Genomic DNA, 17,261 nt, shown 5'->3' with positions numbered 1-17,261 from the left:
GGTCATTATGTAGAGCAGCATGCAAACGATCAGTAATGATATAACGATAGCCCAGATTAATCGGTTCATCTGCGGTCCCTGGTTATTCTGTGAACTCAGCGCCTACCATAGCGCTGCCGGTGGCGCAGGGATATCAATGATTGCCGTTTTTTTGTCCGCCATAGATTCACTCTATATCCTCTCGGCTGAAATCAATTTCACTTTGCCCGGCGACCGGCCCTATGCTGCAGCGGCATGTGGCAAACTCTCTCAGGAGGCATAATGGAAAAGCATGAGCTGGCGGCATCGGTGTTGGCGGCATTCGGCGGGGCGGACAATCTGATCAAACTGCGATACTGCGCCAGCCGCATCAGGGCGGAACTGCGCGATGGCAGCCGCTTGGATCGGCCGGGGATTGAGGCACTGGATGGGGTTAAGGCGTTGCTGGAGGTGGAAACGTCGCGCCACACCCCCGAGTTTCAACTGGTGGTGGGGCCAGGCAACGCCCGGCCCTTGTATCAGGCGTTGGTCGCAGTGACCGGCGAGAAATAACTACAGCAACAGAGGGCGGATCTGCTCCAGATGCTGATGCATTAACGCCTGCATCTGCACCACGTGGGGCGCATCCGCCTTTTCGCGCATCAGGTAAATGCCCACCGTGCAACGCAGGCTTTCCTGCGTTGTTTTCAGCGGCACAATGCCGTAGTCGGCGAAATAACCCGCCATGCAGGTGGGATAAGCCAGCATCACTGCGTCAGAATCGTTGATCATGTCCACCGCCGACATCATCGAGTTAGTCGAGCAAATCACCCGTTCCGCCAGATGCAGCCGGTTACGCGCCATTTTCTTCGGCTGCATGTCTTCCACCATATGTTGATAGCGGCTTTCATCCGGCGTCAGCTCCACGCAAGGGTAATCCAATAATTCGTCCGGCCCAACCTGCCGGCCTGCCAGCGGATGCCCGCTGCGGACGAACATGCTGTCGGTGGTGCTGAACAGCGGCAAAAAGCTGATGCCGGCCTTGGGGTTCAACCCCTGAATTTCATGGCCGATAAACATATCGATATCCCCGCCCAGCAGCAGATCCATCAGGCGCAGGTGGTTACCCAGATCGATATGAATATTCACCGTAGAGTGCAGGCTGCGGTAGGCATTAAAGCTGTCGCGCACAAACATATACCACCAGGCGTGGCCGGTGCCCATGCGCAGGCTCTGTTCCTGGCGTGCCTTGATGAACGCCAGCTTGATCAGCGTGTTGTCATAAATGCGCTGCATCATCTGCGCCTGTTCCAGCAGCAGATCGCCGTATTCGGTGGTGGTAACCCCGGTTGAAGTGCGCTCCAGCAGTTGCACCCCCAGGTTCTCTTCCAGTTTCTTCATGTTGTGGGTCAGCGTCGGTTGGCTCAGGCAAAGCTTGTTTGCTGCATGACTCACATTTTTGAACATCGCTACTTCGATAAACTGCCGCAGAATTTTGTCCACGATCATGTTTTCCGCTATTGGTATAGAAAGTTTCTATATCTTAGCGGCGAAAAACGATTTCCGCCAATAGCCCGCCTTCGATAGTTTGCTCCTATGCCGGTATTCCCAGCCGCCACCAGAGAGGACGCAATGAGAAGATTGATACCGAGTATGGTCGCCACCGCACTGGCGCTGATGTCCGGCCAGGTGCTGGCCGATACCTTGCGGATGGAATGCGCGCCCAGCAAAGAGGGCCGTCAGTTCTGCAATGAGATTAAGCAGCGCTTTGAGGCTCAGACCGGCCATACCCTGGAGTTTATCGATCTTCCCCGCGCCTCCGACGAAAAGCTGTCGCTGTTTCAGCAGTTGTTTGCCGCCAAGGATTCCAGCGCCATTGATTTGTTTCAGGCCGATACCGTGTGGATCGGCGTGCTGAACAAACACCTGTTGGATCTGACCGACAGCGTGAGTGACATCCGGCAGGATTTTTTCCCCGCTGCCTGGCAGAACAACGTGGTCAATGGGCGGGTCAAGGCGGTTCCGGCTTATCTGGACACCGGCGCGCTCTATTACCGCAAAGATCTGTTGGAAAAGTACGGCGAACAGCCGCCGGTCACCTGGGATGAACTGACGCGCATCGCTACCCGCATTCAGCAGGGTGAACGCCAGGCGGGCCATAAGAACTTCTGGGGGCTGGTGTTCCAGGGTAAATCCTACGAAGGGCTGACCTGCAACGCGCTGGAATGGGTGGCCTCGCAGAACGGCGGAGGGTTTATCGACGCCAACGGCAACATCACCATCAATAACCCGCAGGCGGCGCAGGCGTTGAACAGGGCTGCGGGCTGGATCGGCACGATCTCGCCGAAGGGCGTGTTGGGTTACATGGAGGAAGAGTCCCGCGCGGTATTCCAGAACGGCGACGCGCTGTTTATGCGCAACTGGCCCTACGCCTATGTACTGGCGCAGGACAGCAGCAGTGCAATCAAAGGCAAGGTCGGCGTGCTGCCGCTGCCAAAGGGCGCGGACGGCAACTCGGTCAGCGCGCTGGGCGGTTGGCAGTGGGCGATCAGTGCCTACACCAAAAACCCCACGGCGGCGATAGCGCTGCTGAAAATCGTCAGCGACGCCGAATCGCAGAAAAGGGCGCTGACGCTGATGGGCTGGGCGCCGTCGCGGACCGCGCTGTATGACGATCCCAAGGTGTTGGCGCAGGCGCCGTATCTGTCGGATTTCAAGGGCATTTTCACGCAGGCTATGCCGCGCCCGGCGACGCAGACCAAAAGACAGTATGCGCAGGTCTCGAAAGCCATCTACAACGCCACCTTCAATGTGTTGCGCGGTGATAGTGACGGCGTCACGGCGGTGGCGGATTTACAGCAGCGGCTGGAGCGGATTAAAGCCAGAGGATGGCGTTGAAGGCAGTGTAATTCCCCCCATTAACGGCCCGGAGTCTGATGCATGAAACACGATACACACAGGTTAACCCTGACGGCCACGCCCGCCTCGGCGGCAGTGCAGCCGGTCAGACGCAGCAAGCTTAATCACCGGCAGCGCCGCAGCCGCATCGCCTGGCTGTTGGTGGCGCCGGCAATGTTGCTGCTGGCGGCGGTTGCCGGCTGGCCGCTGCTGCGCACCCTGTTTTACAGCTTTACCGACGCCATGCTGGATGCGCCGGATGAATACCGCTTTGTCGGCTTTGCCAACTATCTGGATCTGACCGGGGGCGGCCACTCGTACGGCGTACTGGCGGATCCGCAGTGGTGGCAGGCGGTGGGCAATACGCTGCGTTTCAGCCTGCTGTCGGTATCGCTGGAACTGGTGTTCGGCATGCTGCTGGCGCTGCTGATGAATCAGAAATTTCGCGGCCAAGGGCTGGTGCGCACCGCCATTTTGGTGCCCTGGGCGATTCCTACCATTGTCTCCGCCAAAATGTGGGGCTGGATGTTCCACGATCAGTACGGCGTGGTGAACGATCTGCTGCTCAAATCGGGGATTATCGACGCGCCGCTGGCCTGGGTCGCGGAGCCGGGGTTGTCGATGTGGGCAGTGGTGATTGCGGACGTCTGGAAAACCACGCCGTTTATGGCGCTGATGCTGCTGGCCGCGTTGCAGCTTATCCCGGGCGATCTGTACGAAGCCGCACGGGTGGACGGGGCTAACGCCTGGCAGCGGTTCCGGCGCATCACGTTACCGCTGATCATGCCGGCGATGATCGTCGCGCTGATTTTCCGGGTGATGGATGCGCTGCGGGTATTCGACCTGATCTATGTGTTGACCTCCAACAGTGAAGCCACCATCTCGGTGTCCGGTTATGCCCGCGACCGCATGGTCAGCTATCAGGAAATGGGTTCCGGCTCGGCCGCTTCGGTGCTGGTGTTCATGATGGTGGCCGGTATCGCCGCCTGCTTCCTCACGCTGGGCCGCCTGAATGACAAGGAGAAACGTGCATGAAACTGACTCGCCAACAGCACAAGTACGGCCATAAGGCACTGATTTTCGCCGGTGCCGCGCTGGCCAGCGTCATCTGTTTGTTTCCCTTTTACTACGCGCTGATCACCTCGCTGCGTTCGGGGGGTAGCCTGTTCCAGATCGCTTATCTGCCGGGTACGCCGCAGTGGGGCAATTACCTGACGGCGTTGATGGATAACGGCATCGCCCGCAGCTTGTTGAACTCGATCGTCGTGGCAACGCTGACGGTGGGCATCTGCTTGCTGGTGTCGATAACTGCTGCCTTCGCTCTGGCGCGCATCAGCTTTCGCGGGCGCAAATATCTGCTGTTCACCATTTTGTGCGTCTCGATGTTCCCCCAGGTGGCGGTGCTGTCCGGTATGTTCGAACTGGTGCGTTTTATGGGGCTGTACGATTCGCTGGGCGCGTTGGTGCTGTCCTACACCACCTTTTCGCTGCCGTTTACCGTCTGGGTGCTGACCACCTTTATGAAGGCGATCCCGGTGGAACTGGAAGAGGCGGCGATCGTCGACGGCGCCAACACCTGGACCATCATTACCCGCATCTTCGCGCCCATCATGGGGCCGTCGTTGGTGACCACCGGGCTGCTGGCGTTTATCGGCGCCTGGAATGAATTCATGTTCGCCCTGACGTTTGTCATCTCCAGCGGCAAGCGCACCGTGCCGGTGGCGATCGGCATGCTGCAGGGCGCCTCTCAGTTCGAACTTCCCTGGGGCACCATCATGGCGGCCTCGGTCATCGTCACACTGCCGATTATCGTGCTGGTTCTGATTTTCCAGCGCCGCATCGTCAGCGGATTAACCAACGGCGCAGTAAAAGGCTGATTTTCGATTAACCCTGAAGCAGGAGAAATGCAATGGCTACAAAAATCGTTTTAGTGGGCGCAGGCAGCGCGCAATTCGGCTACGGCACCCTGGGCGATATCTTCCAGAGCAAGACGCTGTACGGCAGTGAAATTGTGCTGCATGACATCAACCCAACCTCGCTGGCCGTGACCGAGAAAACCGCCCGTGACTTCCTGGCTGCGGAAGATCTGCCGTTTATCGTCAGCGCCACCACCGATCGCAAAACCGCGCTGAGCGGAGCGGAGTTCGTGATTATCTCCATTGAAGTGGGCGACCGCTTTGCCCTGTGGGATCTCGACTGGCAGATCCCGCAGCAGTATGGCATTCAGCAGGTGTATGGTGAAAACGGTGGCCCCGGCGGGCTGTTCCACTCGCTGCGCATCATTCCACCGATCCTCGACATCTGCGCCGACGTGGCGGACATTTGCCCGAACGCCTGGGTATTCAACTACTCGAACCCGATGAGCCGCATTTGCACCACCGTGCATCGCCGTTTCCCGCAGCTCAACTTTGTCGGCATGTGCCATGAAATCGCCTCACTTGAGCGTTATCTGCCAGAAATGCTCGGCACCTCCTTCGACAATCTCACTCTGCGCGCCGCCGGGCTGAACCACTTCAGCGTGTTGCTGGAGGCCAGCTATAAAGACAGCGGCAAAGACGCTTACGCCGACGTACGCGCCAAGGCACCGGACTATTTCTCCCGTCTGCCGGGCTACAGCGATATTCTGGCTTACACCCGCAATCACGGCAAATTGGTGGAGACAGAAGGCAGCACCGAACGCGATGCGCTGGGCGGCAAAGACAGCGCCTACCCGTGGGCGGACCGCACGCTGTTCAAAGAGATCCTGGAGAAGTTTCACCATTTGCCGATCACCGGCGACAGCCACTTTGGCGAGTACATCCGTTGGGCCAGCGAAGTCAGCGATCACCGCGGTATCCTCGATTTCTACACCTTCTACCGCAACTATCTGGGGCATGTGCAGCCAAAAATCGAACTGAAGCTGAAAGAACGCGTGGTGCCGATCATGGAAGGGATCCTCACCGATTCCGGTTATGAAGAGTCTGCGGTCAACATTCCGAACCAGGGATTTATCAAGCAACTGCCGGCGTTTATTGCCGTCGAAGTCCCGGCGATTATCGACCGCAAGGGCGTGCACGGCATCAAGGTCGACATGCCTGCGGGCATCGGTGGCCTGTTGAGCAACCAGATTGCGATTCACGATCTGACCGCCGACGCAGTGATTGAAGGCTCGCGCGACCTGGTTATCCAGGCGCTGCTGGTGGACTCGGTCAACGATAAATGCCGCGCGATACCGGAACTGGTGGACGTGATGATCTCACGCCAGGGGCCGTGGCTCGATTACCTGAAATAAGCCGGATGGCGGGGCGCGTGCTTGCGCCCCGTTGAATGCAACTACCTGGGGTTCGGGAGGAATATGGCGCAATTAACGCTGGAAAAACTGCAAAAACGCTATGGCGCTAACGCAGAGGTTATCAAGTCGCTGGATCTGCAGATCAACAGCGGGGAGTTCGTGGTGATCGTCGGGCCCTCCGGCTGCGGCAAATCAACGTTGCTGCGCATGATCGCCGGGCTGGAAGAGATCAGCAGCGGCGGCATGTATATCGATGGCAACTACGTCAATGACGATACGCCGGCCGAGCGTGGTATCGGTATGGTGTTCCAGTCCTACGCGCTCTATCCGCACATGAGCGTATACAAGAACATGGCGTTTGCGCTGGAACTTGCCGGCCATTCGGCGGAGGAGATCGACCGCCGGGTGCGCGAAAGCGCCCGCATTTTGCAGCTTGAACCCTTGCTGGAGCGGCGTCCGAAGGATTTGTCCGGCGGGCAACGCCAGCGGGTGGCGATTGGCCGAGCCATCGTGCGCGAGCCGAAGCTGTTTTTGTTCGATGAACCCTTGTCCAACCTCGATGCATCGTTGCGCGTACAAATGCGCATGGAGGTGGCCTCACTGCATAAACGGTTGGGTTCGACCATTATTTACGTGACTCACGATCAGGTCGAAGCCATGACGCTGGCCGACCGCATCGTGGTGCTCAACAAAGGGCATGTCGAGCAGGTGGGAACGCCGCTGGAGCTTTACGATCAGCCGGCCAACGAATTTGTCGCCCAGTTTATCGGCTCGCCGAAGATGAACCTGATCCCGGCCATCCTGCGGCGTGCCGGTGAGCGGCAGAGCGTGGTGGAACTGGACAACGGCAAAGCGCTGGTGTTGCCCATCGCCACACCGGTGGCGGCGGAAGGCCAGAGCGTCAACGTCGGCATTCGTCCAGAGCATATTCGCGGCGGTGAACAGGCGCAGTGCGAGTTTCATGGCGAGGTGATGTTCGTCGAGCATATGGGCAACGAAACCTACCTCTATCTGGATAACGGCAACGCGGCGGAACCCTGGGTGCTGCGCAATCCCGAACGCTCGACCATTCAGGCCGGAGAAACCGTCGGCGTGCGCCTGCCGGTAGAGTGTTGTTACCTGTTTGACCGCCAGGGCCGCGCGTTCCCTCGCATTTTGGCGTCGGAACAGGCGCATTGACATAAGGAAGCATGACATGAGCGGTGCGCAAACGGCGCGGTGGTGGAAAGAGGCGGTGGTTTATCAAATCTACCCGCGCAGCTTTATGGATTCCAACGGTGACGGCATTGGCGATCTGAACGGCATTACCGCGCGGCTGGACTATTTGCAGTGGTTGGGCGTAGACGCCCTGTGGATCTGCCCGATGTACCGTTCGCCGAACGACGACAATGGCTACGATATCAGCGATTATCAGGCGATCATGACCGAGTTTGGCACCATGGCGGACTTTGATCGCCTGCTGGCGGAGGCGCATGCGCGCGGCATGCGGCTGATACTCGATCTGGTGGTGAACCACACGTCGGACGAACATCCGTGGTTTATTGAATCCTGCTCATCAAAATCCAGCGCCAGGCGCGACTGGTATATCTGGCGCGATGGCAAAAACGGCGCGGAGCCCAATAACTGGGAGAGCATTTTCAATGGTTCGGCCTGGAAGTACCATCCCGGCAGCGAACAATACTTCCTGCATCTGTTCTCCGAGCGTCAGCCGGATCTGAACTGGGAGAACCCGCAGGTGCGCGCAGCGCTGTATGACATGATGCGTTGGTGGCTGGACAAGGGCATCGATGGTTTCCGTATCGACGCCATTTGCCATATGAAAAAACAGCCGGGGCTGACCGACATGCCGAACCCGCAAGGGGTGCGTTACGTGCCGTCGTTCGAACGGCATCTCAACTACGATGGGCTGCTGGATTACGTTGATGAGATGTGTGAACAGGTGTTTAGCCGCTACGACATCATGACGGTGGGGGAAATGAACGGCGCTTCGGCGGAACAGGGAGAGGACTGGGTGGGAGAGCGGCATGGCCGCTTGAACATGATTTTCCAGTTCGAGCACGTCAAACTGTGGGAAACCGCCAATCAGCAGGCGCCGGATACCGGGCTGGATCTGATCGGCCTCAAAAGCATTTTCACCCGCTGGCAGACGCTATTGGAGGGCAAGGGCTGGAACGCGCTGTACGTCGAGAACCACGATATTCCGCGCGTGGTGTCGAAATGGGGGGACGACGGGCGCTACCAACGCGAAAGCGCCACCGCCATTGCCGCGATGTATTTTCTGATGCAGGGAACGCCGTTTATTTATCAGGGGCAGGAATTGGGCATGACCAATACCCATTTTGCCGGCCTGGATGACTTTAACGATGTCGCCACCAAAAATCGCGCCGCCGATCTGCGCCGACAGGGAATGGATGAGGATCGGATCCTGGCGACGCTGCGCCGCAGTTCGCGTGATAACTCGCGCACGCCAATGCCGTGGAACGACGGGCCTAACGGCGGCTTTAGCGCCGCAACGCCGTGGTTTGCGCTTAACGCCAACTACCGCGATATCAACGTGGCACGCCAGAGTGGGGAGCCGGACTCGGTGTTGAATTTCTACCGTGCGCTGATCCGGCTACGCAAGCAGACCCCGGCGCTGCTGTATGGCCGTTACCGTTTATTGCTGGCCGAACATCGGCATATTTACGCCTATACCCGCACCCTGGATGACCGGCAACTGCTGGTGCTGTGCAACCTGAGCGGCGAACCGCAGCAGGTTGATCCCCAATCTCTGGCGCTGGACAGTTGGCAACTGCGGTTGGGCAATTACTCGCAGAACGGAGAGCCGCAGCGGCTGCGCCCTTATGAGGCTCGGATTTATCAGGCATAGGGGCTTATTCAACCCGCTTTGCGGCCGGGGCCTGGGTGTAAACGGAGAGCCGCACCGGCCGCATTTTCATCCCACGGAACAATCCCGCTTTTTAACTAACCATAACCGGTATTGTTATTTCGCTTTGGCATAGCCTGTTGCTAGCTTTTGTTCGTTCCATCAGGGGATGAATAACAGGGTAATAACAGAAATGACAAAAAAACTTATTAAAATCACAGCGCTGGCACTGTCAGTTTTCGCTGCTCACGGCGCCCAGGCGGCGCTTTCATTGCAGGGGAAAACCATTGGCGTGGCGGTGGTCGGCACGCAGCACTTTTGGGATCGCGAAGCGTTCAAAGGCGCCAGCGACGAAGTGGAACATCTGGGTGGCAAAGTGGTGGCGGTCGATGGCGGCCGCGATAACCAGGTACATGCCGACAATCACGATATCCTGCTGGCGCGCAAGGTGGATGCGGTGATCAGCATTTTGGGCGACAGCGCCGTCGAGCCTAAATTCAAAGCGTTGCGCGCCGCCGGGATCCCGGTATTCACCGTTGACCACGTATCGCCGTATTCCATCAACAACACCACCTCGGACAACTACAGCATCGGCAGCACCATTGGCCGCTATACCGCCGAGGCGCTGGGCGGCAAAGGCAATGTGGCGGTGTTCAACGCCTTCTCCAACTCACTGCGTATCTGCGGCATTCGCTACGATCTGTGGAAGTACGTGTTGAAAGATTACCCGGACATCAAAATCATTCAACCGGAGCTGGCCGAGCAATACGCCAACTCACCGGAAGATGCACGCAAGAAAACCCTCGAACTGCTAAGCCAGCATCCGAAAGGCACGCTGGACGCAATTCACGTCGCCTGCTGGGACCAGCCGGCGATCGGTATCGTGCAGGCGCTGGAAGAGAGCGGCCGCGCCGGCGACGTTAAGGTCACGGCGATCGACGCCGGGCCGGAAACCCTGGAAATCATGGCGGAGAAGGGCAGCCCGCTGGTTGCCAACGTGGCGCAACAGCCGCGGTTAATCGGCACCACTTCAGCGGATAACGTGGCGCGTTATTTCGCCGGCGAGAAGTTGCAACCGCAAACCTTTGTGCCGGTATTGCCGGTGAAAGGGCCGGAAGAGGCAAAAGCGGTGTACAAACAGCTCGGCTACGGCGAACTGAAATAACGCCATGGGCCAGCAGGAAACGCAGGCCGCTCCCGCCGTGGGCGGCCTGGAAATGATTGGCATCGAGAAACGTTTTCCCGGTACTCGGGCGCTCAGCGGTGCCTCACTGCGGGTGCTGCCGGGCGAAGTCCACGGCCTGATTGGCGAAAATGGCGCCGGTAAATCCACTTTGATCAAGATCCTCGCCGGAGTTTATGCGCAAGACGGCGGGGAGATCAGCATCGGCGGCCGGCGGCTGGCTTCCGTCACCCCGGCGGCGATACGGGCGGCAGGGGTGCGATTTATCCATCAGGAACTGCATTTGATCCCGCACTTCACCGTGGCGGAGTCCGTGTATGTCGGCCAGGAGCGGCGTAACCGTTGGCTGGGATTGGACAAGCGCGGCATGCGTCATGACGCAGAACGGTTTTTGTCAGAGGTGCTGGACACCCGCCTGGACGGTAACCGACTGATCCGCGATCTCAGCATTGCCGAGTGCAAGCTGGTGCAAATAGCCCGGGCGTTAATCGACGGGCAGGCGCAACTGGTGGTGTTTGACGAGCCTACTGCGCCGCTGGAAGCCAGAGAGTCGCAATGGCTGTTTAACGCGATTGCCCGCCTGAAACAGCGCGGCATCGCCATTATTTATGTCTCTCATTATCTCGCGGAAATCGCCCAAATTTGTGACCGTGTCACGGTGTTTCGCAATGGCCGCGACGTTGGTACCTTGCAACAACTGGGCGCTGGGGATGTCGCACGCATGATCCCGATGATGGTCGGCCGCGAAATCACCCGTCTGTTTGCCCCGCGTCCGGAGCCGCGGGCGGCGGCGGACCCCTGGCTTAGCGCAGAACGCTTGTCGGACGGCGCACAGCTGCGCGGTGTCAGCTTGCAACTGGCGCCGGGGGAGATCGTCGGCATCGCCGGGCTGCTGGGTTCCGGCCGCGAAGCTTTGATCGACATTCTGTATGGATTGCGCCCGCTGAAGCAGGGGCAACTGCGCATAGCCGGTAAGCCGGTGCGCATTGCTTCTCCGGCACAAGCCACTGCCGCGGGGATGGCACTGGTGCCCCGTGATCGGCGGCATACCGGTCTGGTGTTGCCCATGCCGGTGGCGGACAACATCAACCTGGCGTCGCTTGGCGCACTGGCGCGTGCGGGGTGGGAACTGCGCAAAAAGGCTCGGCTGCACGCCAAAGCGCTGGCGGAGCAGTTGGATATCCGCCCGCGCAATCTGCAATTGCCGGTGCGTTTGTTAAGCGGCGGCAATCAGCAAAAAGCGATTCTGGCCCGCTGGCTGGCGACTAACCCGCAACTGTTGATCCTCGACGAACCGACCCTGGGCGTAGACATCGGCGCCAAGGCGGAGATTTACCAACTGGTTGCCGCCCAGGCGGCTGAAGGGCGTTGCGTGTTGGTGTCGTCCAGCGACGGCAGCGAACTGATTGGGCTGTGCGATCGCATTCTGGTGATGTTGCGCGGCGAGATTGTCGCGAATGTCCGTACCGCCGGGCTGACGCAGGACGCGCTGCTGGCGTTGACCAGCGGCGGTTCAACGGCGTCCCCTTTATTACAGGAGCCGGTTCTATGAGCCAACTGACTGAGGGCGATGTGGCGGCACGCTCCTCCCGCCGTCGCTTTCTGCCGCCCGGAGAGCAGATCGTCGAAAAAATTCCGCTGTTGCTGTTTGCCGCGCTGCTGCTGTTTTTCTGCTTGCAGGCACCGTACTTCACCAGTTGGCAGAATCTGAGCACTATTCTCAAACAAAGCGTGCCGTTGGCGATACTGTGTTTTGGCCTGACCTGCGTGATTACCGGCGGTGGCGATGACGTGGTTTCCGGCGGCATCGATATTTCCCTGCCGGCGATCGCCGTGCTGGCGGCGGCCATCATCAGTAACGGCCTGACCCACAGCGGTGACGGTTATCTGTGGCTGGCGGCGCTGGCGTTTGGCGCGGCGCTGCTGGCGGGGGGCGTCAACGCTTTGCTGGTGGTGGCCGTCGGGTTGCCGCCGTTGCTGGCAACGCTGGCCAGTTCGGTGGCGGTGGTGGGTATCGCCAACCTGATCACCCAACAGCGGCGCATCAGCGTCAGCGACGCGGCCATTGTCGCGCTGCGTGACGACACCTGGCTGGGGTTGCCGCTGATGGTTTGGTTAATGCTCGCTGCGCTTTCGTTGTTTGGCTGGGCATTACATCACACCCGTTGGGGCATGCAGTTGCAGGCGGCGGGGGGGAACCGCGAGGCGGCGGAGATCTCCGGTTTGCGCGTCAAACCGCTGGTGATTGGCTCTTATCTGTTGGCGGCGGCTGCGGCCGGCTTGGCGGCTTTTGCCCTGGTGGCTCGCGGCTCAGGTAGCTCGCCCGGCAGTGAAGAACCGCTGCTGCTGGAAATGGTGCTGGCGACCTTTATTGGTGCGGCTTTCTCGCGCCGACGAGTCGTGACCGTCTGGGGAGCGCTGCTGGGGGCCTTGCTGGTTAATGCCTTGTCGAACGGGCTGGCGCTGTTGCGGGTAGACATCTTTTGGGTCGGGGCGATCAAAGGCGGGCTGATCCTGCTGGTACTGGCCGCCGCTGCAGGGCAAAACCGGGGGGCGAACTCATGACAGCATTGAACAAGCTGCTGATTCGCTACGGCTTTATGCTGATTGTTATCGCCTTTTTCCTGTTCTTCTCCTGGGGCAATAGCGTGTTTTACAGCCTGGACAACCTCAGCAATCTGTTACAGGGTAACGCAATATTACTGATTGTCGCGCTGGCCATGACGCTGGTAGTGACCGCCGGTGGCGTTGACCTGTCGGTGGGCGTCGCGCTGGATTTTGGCGCGGCTTTTGCGCTGATCGCCCTGAAGCAATATCAGCTCAGTTGGCAAATGGCGGTAGTCGCCGCGCTGGCCGGCGGCGCACTGATCGGTGCACTCAATGCGTTGCTGATCGTTTACTTCCGGGTTAAGCCCTTTTTGGCGACGCTCGGCACCTTTTTCATCGGCAGCAGCATCGAGCGTATTTATACCGATGGCGGGGGATCGATCGCCTACCGCCGCATGGCGCAGCAGTATCACGATCTGGCAGTAGGCAACCTCGGCGGCGTGCCGTTACCGATAGTTATCGCGGCCGTACTGCTGCTGGGCTATTTTCTGTTTTTCGAGCGCACCATCTTCGGCAAGCGGATTCATGCCATCGGCCTGAACCCGCAGGCAGCCCGCGCGGTGGGGATCCGCAATGGTCGTTACCTGTGCTGGCTGTTGATCGCCTCAGGCATGACCTGCGCGCTGGGAGGCGTGATCCTTTCGGCCAACCTGCGCCAGTTTACCCCGCTGGCCGGGCAGGCCTATTTGCTGGACGCCATCGCGGCGGTGTTTATCGGCACCGCGTTTCATCCGCAGGGGCGCCCCAACGTGTTGGGCACGCTGGTTGGCGTGCTGTTCCTGGGCATGGTGGCGAACGGCCTGAACCTGATGGGGCTGAATTTTATGGTGAAAGATGCGCTGACCGGCGTGATCCTGGTGGTGGCGCTGGCGCTGTCCTTTATCCAGAGCCGGTTAAAACAGACGCAACAGGCGGAGGCCGGCAGTGAGTCAATATGATGCGGTCTTTGTCGGTCTAACCTTGCTCGATATCGCGGGGCGGCCGGTCAGCGCTATCCCGGCAGGCGGCGGCGTGCAGTTTATTGAGCAGATCCGGCTGAACCCGGCGGGCACCGCCAGCGGTGCGGTGATGAATGCCGCCAAGCTGGGGATATGCACTGCCACCTCGGCCTGTCTTGGTGAGGATGAAAAGGCGGAGTTTATCCTCAGTGCCTACCGTCGGCTGGGCATCGATTGCTCGCTGATCCAGCGCACGACGCTGGCGGAAACGTCCGCCACCATTTTGCCGATCAGGCCCAACGGCGAGCGCCCGGCGCTGCATTACCGTGGGGCCTCGGATTTCCTGTTCGTTGACGAATCGGATTTTGATGCGCTGTGCGATACCCGTTTTTTGCATCATGGCGGCACCGGGCTGCTGGCGGCGATGGACGACGGTCAAAGCGCCAAATTGCTGCGCCATGCCAAACGGCTCGGCGTTACCACCAGTGTCGACCTGATTGCGCCTGGCCCGCATACCCTGGCGTTGTTGCTGCCGCTGTTGGCCAGCGTCGATTACTTTATGCCGTCGCTGGAGGAGGCGGCTTACCTGTCCGGCCGGCAAACGCCGCAGGAGATCGGCGCGTTCTTCCTCGACCAGGGGGTGGGGAGCTGTATTTTCAAAACCGGTGAGCAGGGATCCTTTATCGTCACCCGCGATGCCTGCGTGCGCATTCCGGCCTATCAGGTTGAGGTCGTGGACACCACCGGCTGCGGCGACAGCTACTGCGGTGGGTTTATCGCCGGGCTAAGCCGTGGGCTGGCGGTGCCGGAAGCCTGCTTGCTGGCGACGGCGGTGGCGGGGTTGGTTGCAGGCGGGTTGGGATCGGACGCCGGGGTGATCGACTGGGAACACACCCGGCGGTTTATGCAGCAAACGCCGCGCAGCGCTTAGCGCCAGGCGTACAGCAGCGGCTCGCCTTTGAGATAGCGTTGTATGTCCTGGGCGATCATCTCGGTATGTTTGACCAGCGTCTCCCGCGTGGCACCGGCGATGTGCGGCGTAATCACCACGTTGTCGAACTCGGTGATAAACGGATGCCGACGGTCAATAGGTTCGCTGGCGTACACGTCCAGCGCCGCGCCGGCCAACCGTTTTTCCCGCAGGGCGGCAATCAGATCTTCTTCAATCACCACCGCCGCGCGCGAGGTATTGATAAACAGCGCGTGAGGTTTCATGCGGTTAAACAATTCGCGGCCAATCAGCCCGTCGGTTTGCGGCGTCGCCTTCAGGTGCAGGCTGATAAAATCGGCGTCGCTGAACAGCCGTTCCAGCGTGGTTTTCTCGATGCCCGGCTCGTTAATTTCCACGCCGGAAACGTAAGGGTCCGCCACCAACAGCCGCATGCCGAAAGCCCGGGCAATACGGCCGACGCGTTGGCCAATGCTGCCGTAACCGACGATGCCCAGCGTTTTGTTGCGCAGTTCGCTGCCTTTAAACACTTCATAAGGGCTGGATTTATCCACGTCCCACACCACATCGCTGCGCAGACCCTCTTTGGTCGCCGCCGCTTGCGGCTGCTCGCGGGTGAACTCACCGCGTTTGAGCGCTGCGTGGGCCTGGGGAATATGGCGGGCCAGGTTCAGCATTAGCGCCAGCGTCAGCTCCGCCGCAGCGTCCGAATTGCGGCCTGGGGTGTAGATCACCGGAATATTGCGCCGTGCGGCGGCCTGCAGGTCAATATTGACCGGATTGGCGCGGGTACAGGCAATCAGTTGCAACTGCGGGCAGGCGTCGATCACCCGGGCGGTAATATCGTCGTAGCTGGTGATGATAAAGCTGGCGTCATGGGCCAGATCAATCAGCGCGTCTTCGTTCAGTTTGCTTTCGCCGGCCGCCCAACCGCGGATGACCAACTCGCCCAATTGGCGGAAATCATCAAGCGAGCCGGCATATTCGGCGGTAAAGAGGGTTTTCATGGTGCGGGGGTTCCTGCGTTAAGGGCATTGAGTATTTGCTCCCGGCTTTGCCACAGCGGTTCAAGCTGAAGGCGTAACTGGCGGAACAGTGGATAGAGTGCCTGATAGATCTGTTGGTTGGCCGGATCGGGGATAAATAGCCGGCGGCTTTCGGCTTGAACAAGCGTTTCATGTGACACCGTCACGCCAATGCTTTGCGCCGCCAAAATAGCCACGCCTCGGGCGCTCAGCTCTTTCACCCGGCTGGTGATCACCCGCCGGCCGGTGCAGTCGGCGATGATCTGCAACCAGACGTCCGAAGCGGCTCCGCCGCCGGCAAGGTAAAGATCGCCCTGCGGCGGGTAATCGTGCAGCGAGTCTTTAATGGCAAATGCCAGCCCTTCAAACACCGCCCGCAGCAGGTGCAGATTGCCGGTATGCTGACCGATGCCGAAAAAACCTGCGCGGGCCGCCTGGCTGTAGAAGGGGGCGCGTTCACCGTTCAGATAGGGCTGATAGAGCACGCCGCCGCTGCCGGCGGGAATGGTGGCGATCTGCTCGCCAATACGCTCGAGATCGCCATCGCCGGCCAGCTCACGTACCGCCCAGTCCAGGTTCGGCGTGCCCGCTTGCATGGCGAACAGGTTGATATAACGTCCTTGTTGCGCATGGGCGACAAAGCGCGTTTTCGGGCTGACCTGCGCCAGGCTGTCGCAGACAATGCCGGTGCAGCAGGTGGTGCCCAAAAGGGTGTAAACGTCGTCATGATGCACGGCGCCAATGCCCAACGCTGCCGCCGACACATCCAGCGCACCGGCGCATACCGGAATGCCCGCCGCCAGCCCGGTGACAGCCGCCGCCTGCACCGTAATCTCTCCTGCGCGTTGGCCGGGGCGCAACAGCGGCGGGAAAAGCGGCCGAAGGGCCTGCAGGCCCAGCGCCGTCAAGACCTCGTCGGAGAGCGTTTCGCTGTGAAGATCGAGCAGTGAGGTGCCGGTATCCGTCAACTCAATATTTGCCGCACCGGTCAGACGATAGCGGATCCAGTCTTTGGCGAAGAAGAAATAGCGCGTGCTATTTAGCGCGGCGGGCTGATTTTCCGCCAACCATTTCAGGATCAGCGAACTGTTGCACGGCAGCAGGCGGGTGCCGGTCGCCCGAAACAACCTTTCTTCCCGTTCCGGCTGCTGCTTTAAACGTACCACCAACGGCGCGCTGCGGGTGTCGCTCCATAAAATGGCCTTGCGAACCGGTCGCCCTGCGGCATCGACCAGCCAGGCGCCTTCGCCCTGGCCCGAGAGGCCAATGGCGCGGATGCGCCCTTGTTGCAACAACGGCGAATCGGCCAGCGTTCGCAATGTCGTGACCACATTGCGCCACAGCTGTTCCATATCTTGCTCGGCATAACCGGGGAACGGCACTTCGGTCAGGTTGTCGGCGCTGGCAACCTGGCATTGATTAAACTGCTCGTCGAATAAAACCGATTTAATCTTCGAAGTACCTATGTCGATGCCGAGATAATAATCCATGAGAGCGCCAGCCTGCGGGGAACGAGGCTGCCAGCGTAGCAATGAAGGAACGGATCCCATATGCCATTTCCGGGAA

At 59.7% G+C, this 17,261-nt stretch carries 15 protein-coding genes; 12 read left to right on the top strand and 3 right to left on the bottom strand.

All coding sequences use genetic code 11. The annotated features are described in order from the left end of the window. Positions 1-261 precede the first annotated feature (261 nt). Positions 262-531, top strand: a complete 270-nt coding sequence (locus SERAS12_RS12635) for a PTS transporter subunit EIIB (protein WP_013813028.1) — start codon at positions 262-264, stop codon at positions 529-531. Here SERAS12_RS12635 and SERAS12_RS12630 read toward each other — a convergent pair whose 3' ends face one another. Next, complete coding sequence (locus tag SERAS12_RS12630) at positions 532-1,467, bottom strand: LysR substrate-binding domain-containing protein (RefSeq protein WP_013813027.1); 936 nt, start codon at positions 1,465-1,467, stop codon at positions 532-534. It abuts the gene before it with no gap. Between the two features lie 123 nt (positions 1,468-1,590). Between SERAS12_RS12630 and SERAS12_RS12625 the strand changes: the two genes are divergently transcribed. From SERAS12_RS12625 to SERAS12_RS12575, 11 genes are all read left to right on the top strand, one after another. Next, entirely contained in the window at positions 1,591-2,856 is a 1,266-nt protein-coding gene (locus SERAS12_RS12625) for an ABC transporter substrate-binding protein (RefSeq protein WP_013813026.1), read from the top strand. A 42-nt stretch (positions 2,857-2,898) separates the two neighbouring features. Beyond that, positions 2,899-3,891, top strand: coding sequence for a carbohydrate ABC transporter permease (locus tag SERAS12_RS12620; RefSeq protein ID WP_013813025.1), 993 nt, complete (start codon positions 2,899-2,901; stop codon positions 3,889-3,891). Further along, entirely contained in the window at positions 3,888-4,733 is an 846-nt protein-coding gene (locus SERAS12_RS12615) for a carbohydrate ABC transporter permease (protein WP_013813024.1), read from the top strand. Before SERAS12_RS12620 ends, SERAS12_RS12615 begins: the two co-directional genes overlap by 4 nt. Before the next feature lie 32 nt (positions 4,734-4,765). Beyond that, positions 4,766-6,127 (top strand): alpha-glucosidase, encoded by a 1,362-nt coding sequence (locus tag SERAS12_RS12610; RefSeq protein WP_013813023.1) that lies wholly within the window; start codon positions 4,766-4,768, stop codon positions 6,125-6,127. A 63-nt stretch (positions 6,128-6,190) separates the two neighbouring features. Then, positions 6,191-7,306: an ABC transporter ATP-binding protein gene (locus SERAS12_RS12605; RefSeq protein ID WP_013813022.1), complete on the top strand. Its 1,116-nt coding sequence runs from the start codon at positions 6,191-6,193 to the stop codon at positions 7,304-7,306. Positions 7,307-7,322: 16 nt separating this feature from the next. After that, positions 7,323-8,996 carry an alpha-glucosidase gene (locus tag SERAS12_RS12600; RefSeq protein WP_013813021.1) on the top strand — a complete coding sequence of 558 codons (1,674 nt, stop codon included), beginning with the start codon at positions 7,323-7,325 and terminating at the stop codon, positions 8,994-8,996. Positions 8,997-9,186: 190 nt separating this feature from the next. After that, positions 9,187-10,158 (top strand): sugar ABC transporter substrate-binding protein, encoded by a 972-nt coding sequence (locus tag SERAS12_RS12595; RefSeq protein ID WP_006325526.1) that lies wholly within the window; start codon positions 9,187-9,189, stop codon positions 10,156-10,158. Between the two features lie 4 nt (positions 10,159-10,162). Next, positions 10,163-11,728 (top strand): sugar ABC transporter ATP-binding protein, encoded by a 1,566-nt coding sequence (locus SERAS12_RS12590; RefSeq protein WP_013813020.1) that lies wholly within the window; start codon positions 10,163-10,165, stop codon positions 11,726-11,728. Continuing rightward, on the top strand, positions 11,725-12,741 hold the full coding sequence (locus tag SERAS12_RS12585; protein ID WP_013813019.1) for an ABC transporter permease: 1,017 nt from the start codon (positions 11,725-11,727) through the stop codon (positions 12,739-12,741). Before SERAS12_RS12590 ends, SERAS12_RS12585 begins: the two co-directional genes overlap by 4 nt. Then, positions 12,738-13,721: an ABC transporter permease gene (locus tag SERAS12_RS12580; protein ID WP_013813018.1), complete on the top strand. Its 984-nt coding sequence runs from the start codon at positions 12,738-12,740 to the stop codon at positions 13,719-13,721. The genes SERAS12_RS12585 and SERAS12_RS12580 overlap by 4 nt, the downstream gene beginning before the upstream one ends. Then, positions 13,708-14,652: a carbohydrate kinase family protein gene (locus tag SERAS12_RS12575; protein ID WP_013813017.1), complete on the top strand. Its 945-nt coding sequence runs from the start codon at positions 13,708-13,710 to the stop codon at positions 14,650-14,652. Before SERAS12_RS12580 ends, SERAS12_RS12575 begins: the two co-directional genes overlap by 14 nt. Here SERAS12_RS12575 and SERAS12_RS12570 read toward each other — a convergent pair. After that, positions 14,649-15,677, bottom strand: coding sequence for a 2-hydroxyacid dehydrogenase (locus tag SERAS12_RS12570; RefSeq protein ID WP_013813016.1), 1,029 nt, complete (start codon positions 15,675-15,677; stop codon positions 14,649-14,651). The genes SERAS12_RS12575 and SERAS12_RS12570 overlap by 4 nt on opposite strands. Then, positions 15,674-17,185, bottom strand: coding sequence for an FGGY-family carbohydrate kinase (locus tag SERAS12_RS12565; RefSeq protein WP_041416120.1), 1,512 nt, complete (start codon positions 17,183-17,185; stop codon positions 15,674-15,676). Before SERAS12_RS12565 ends, SERAS12_RS12570 begins: the two co-directional genes overlap by 4 nt. Between the last annotated feature and the right edge of the window lie 76 nt (positions 17,186-17,261).

Origin of the sequence: Serratia sp. AS12 (genome assembly GCF_000214195.1) — a bacterium.
In the GTDB taxonomy this organism is placed as follows: Bacteria; Pseudomonadota; Gammaproteobacteria; order Enterobacterales; family Enterobacteriaceae; genus Serratia; species Serratia plymuthica.
This window is presented reverse-complemented; position numbering and strand designations above follow the sequence as displayed.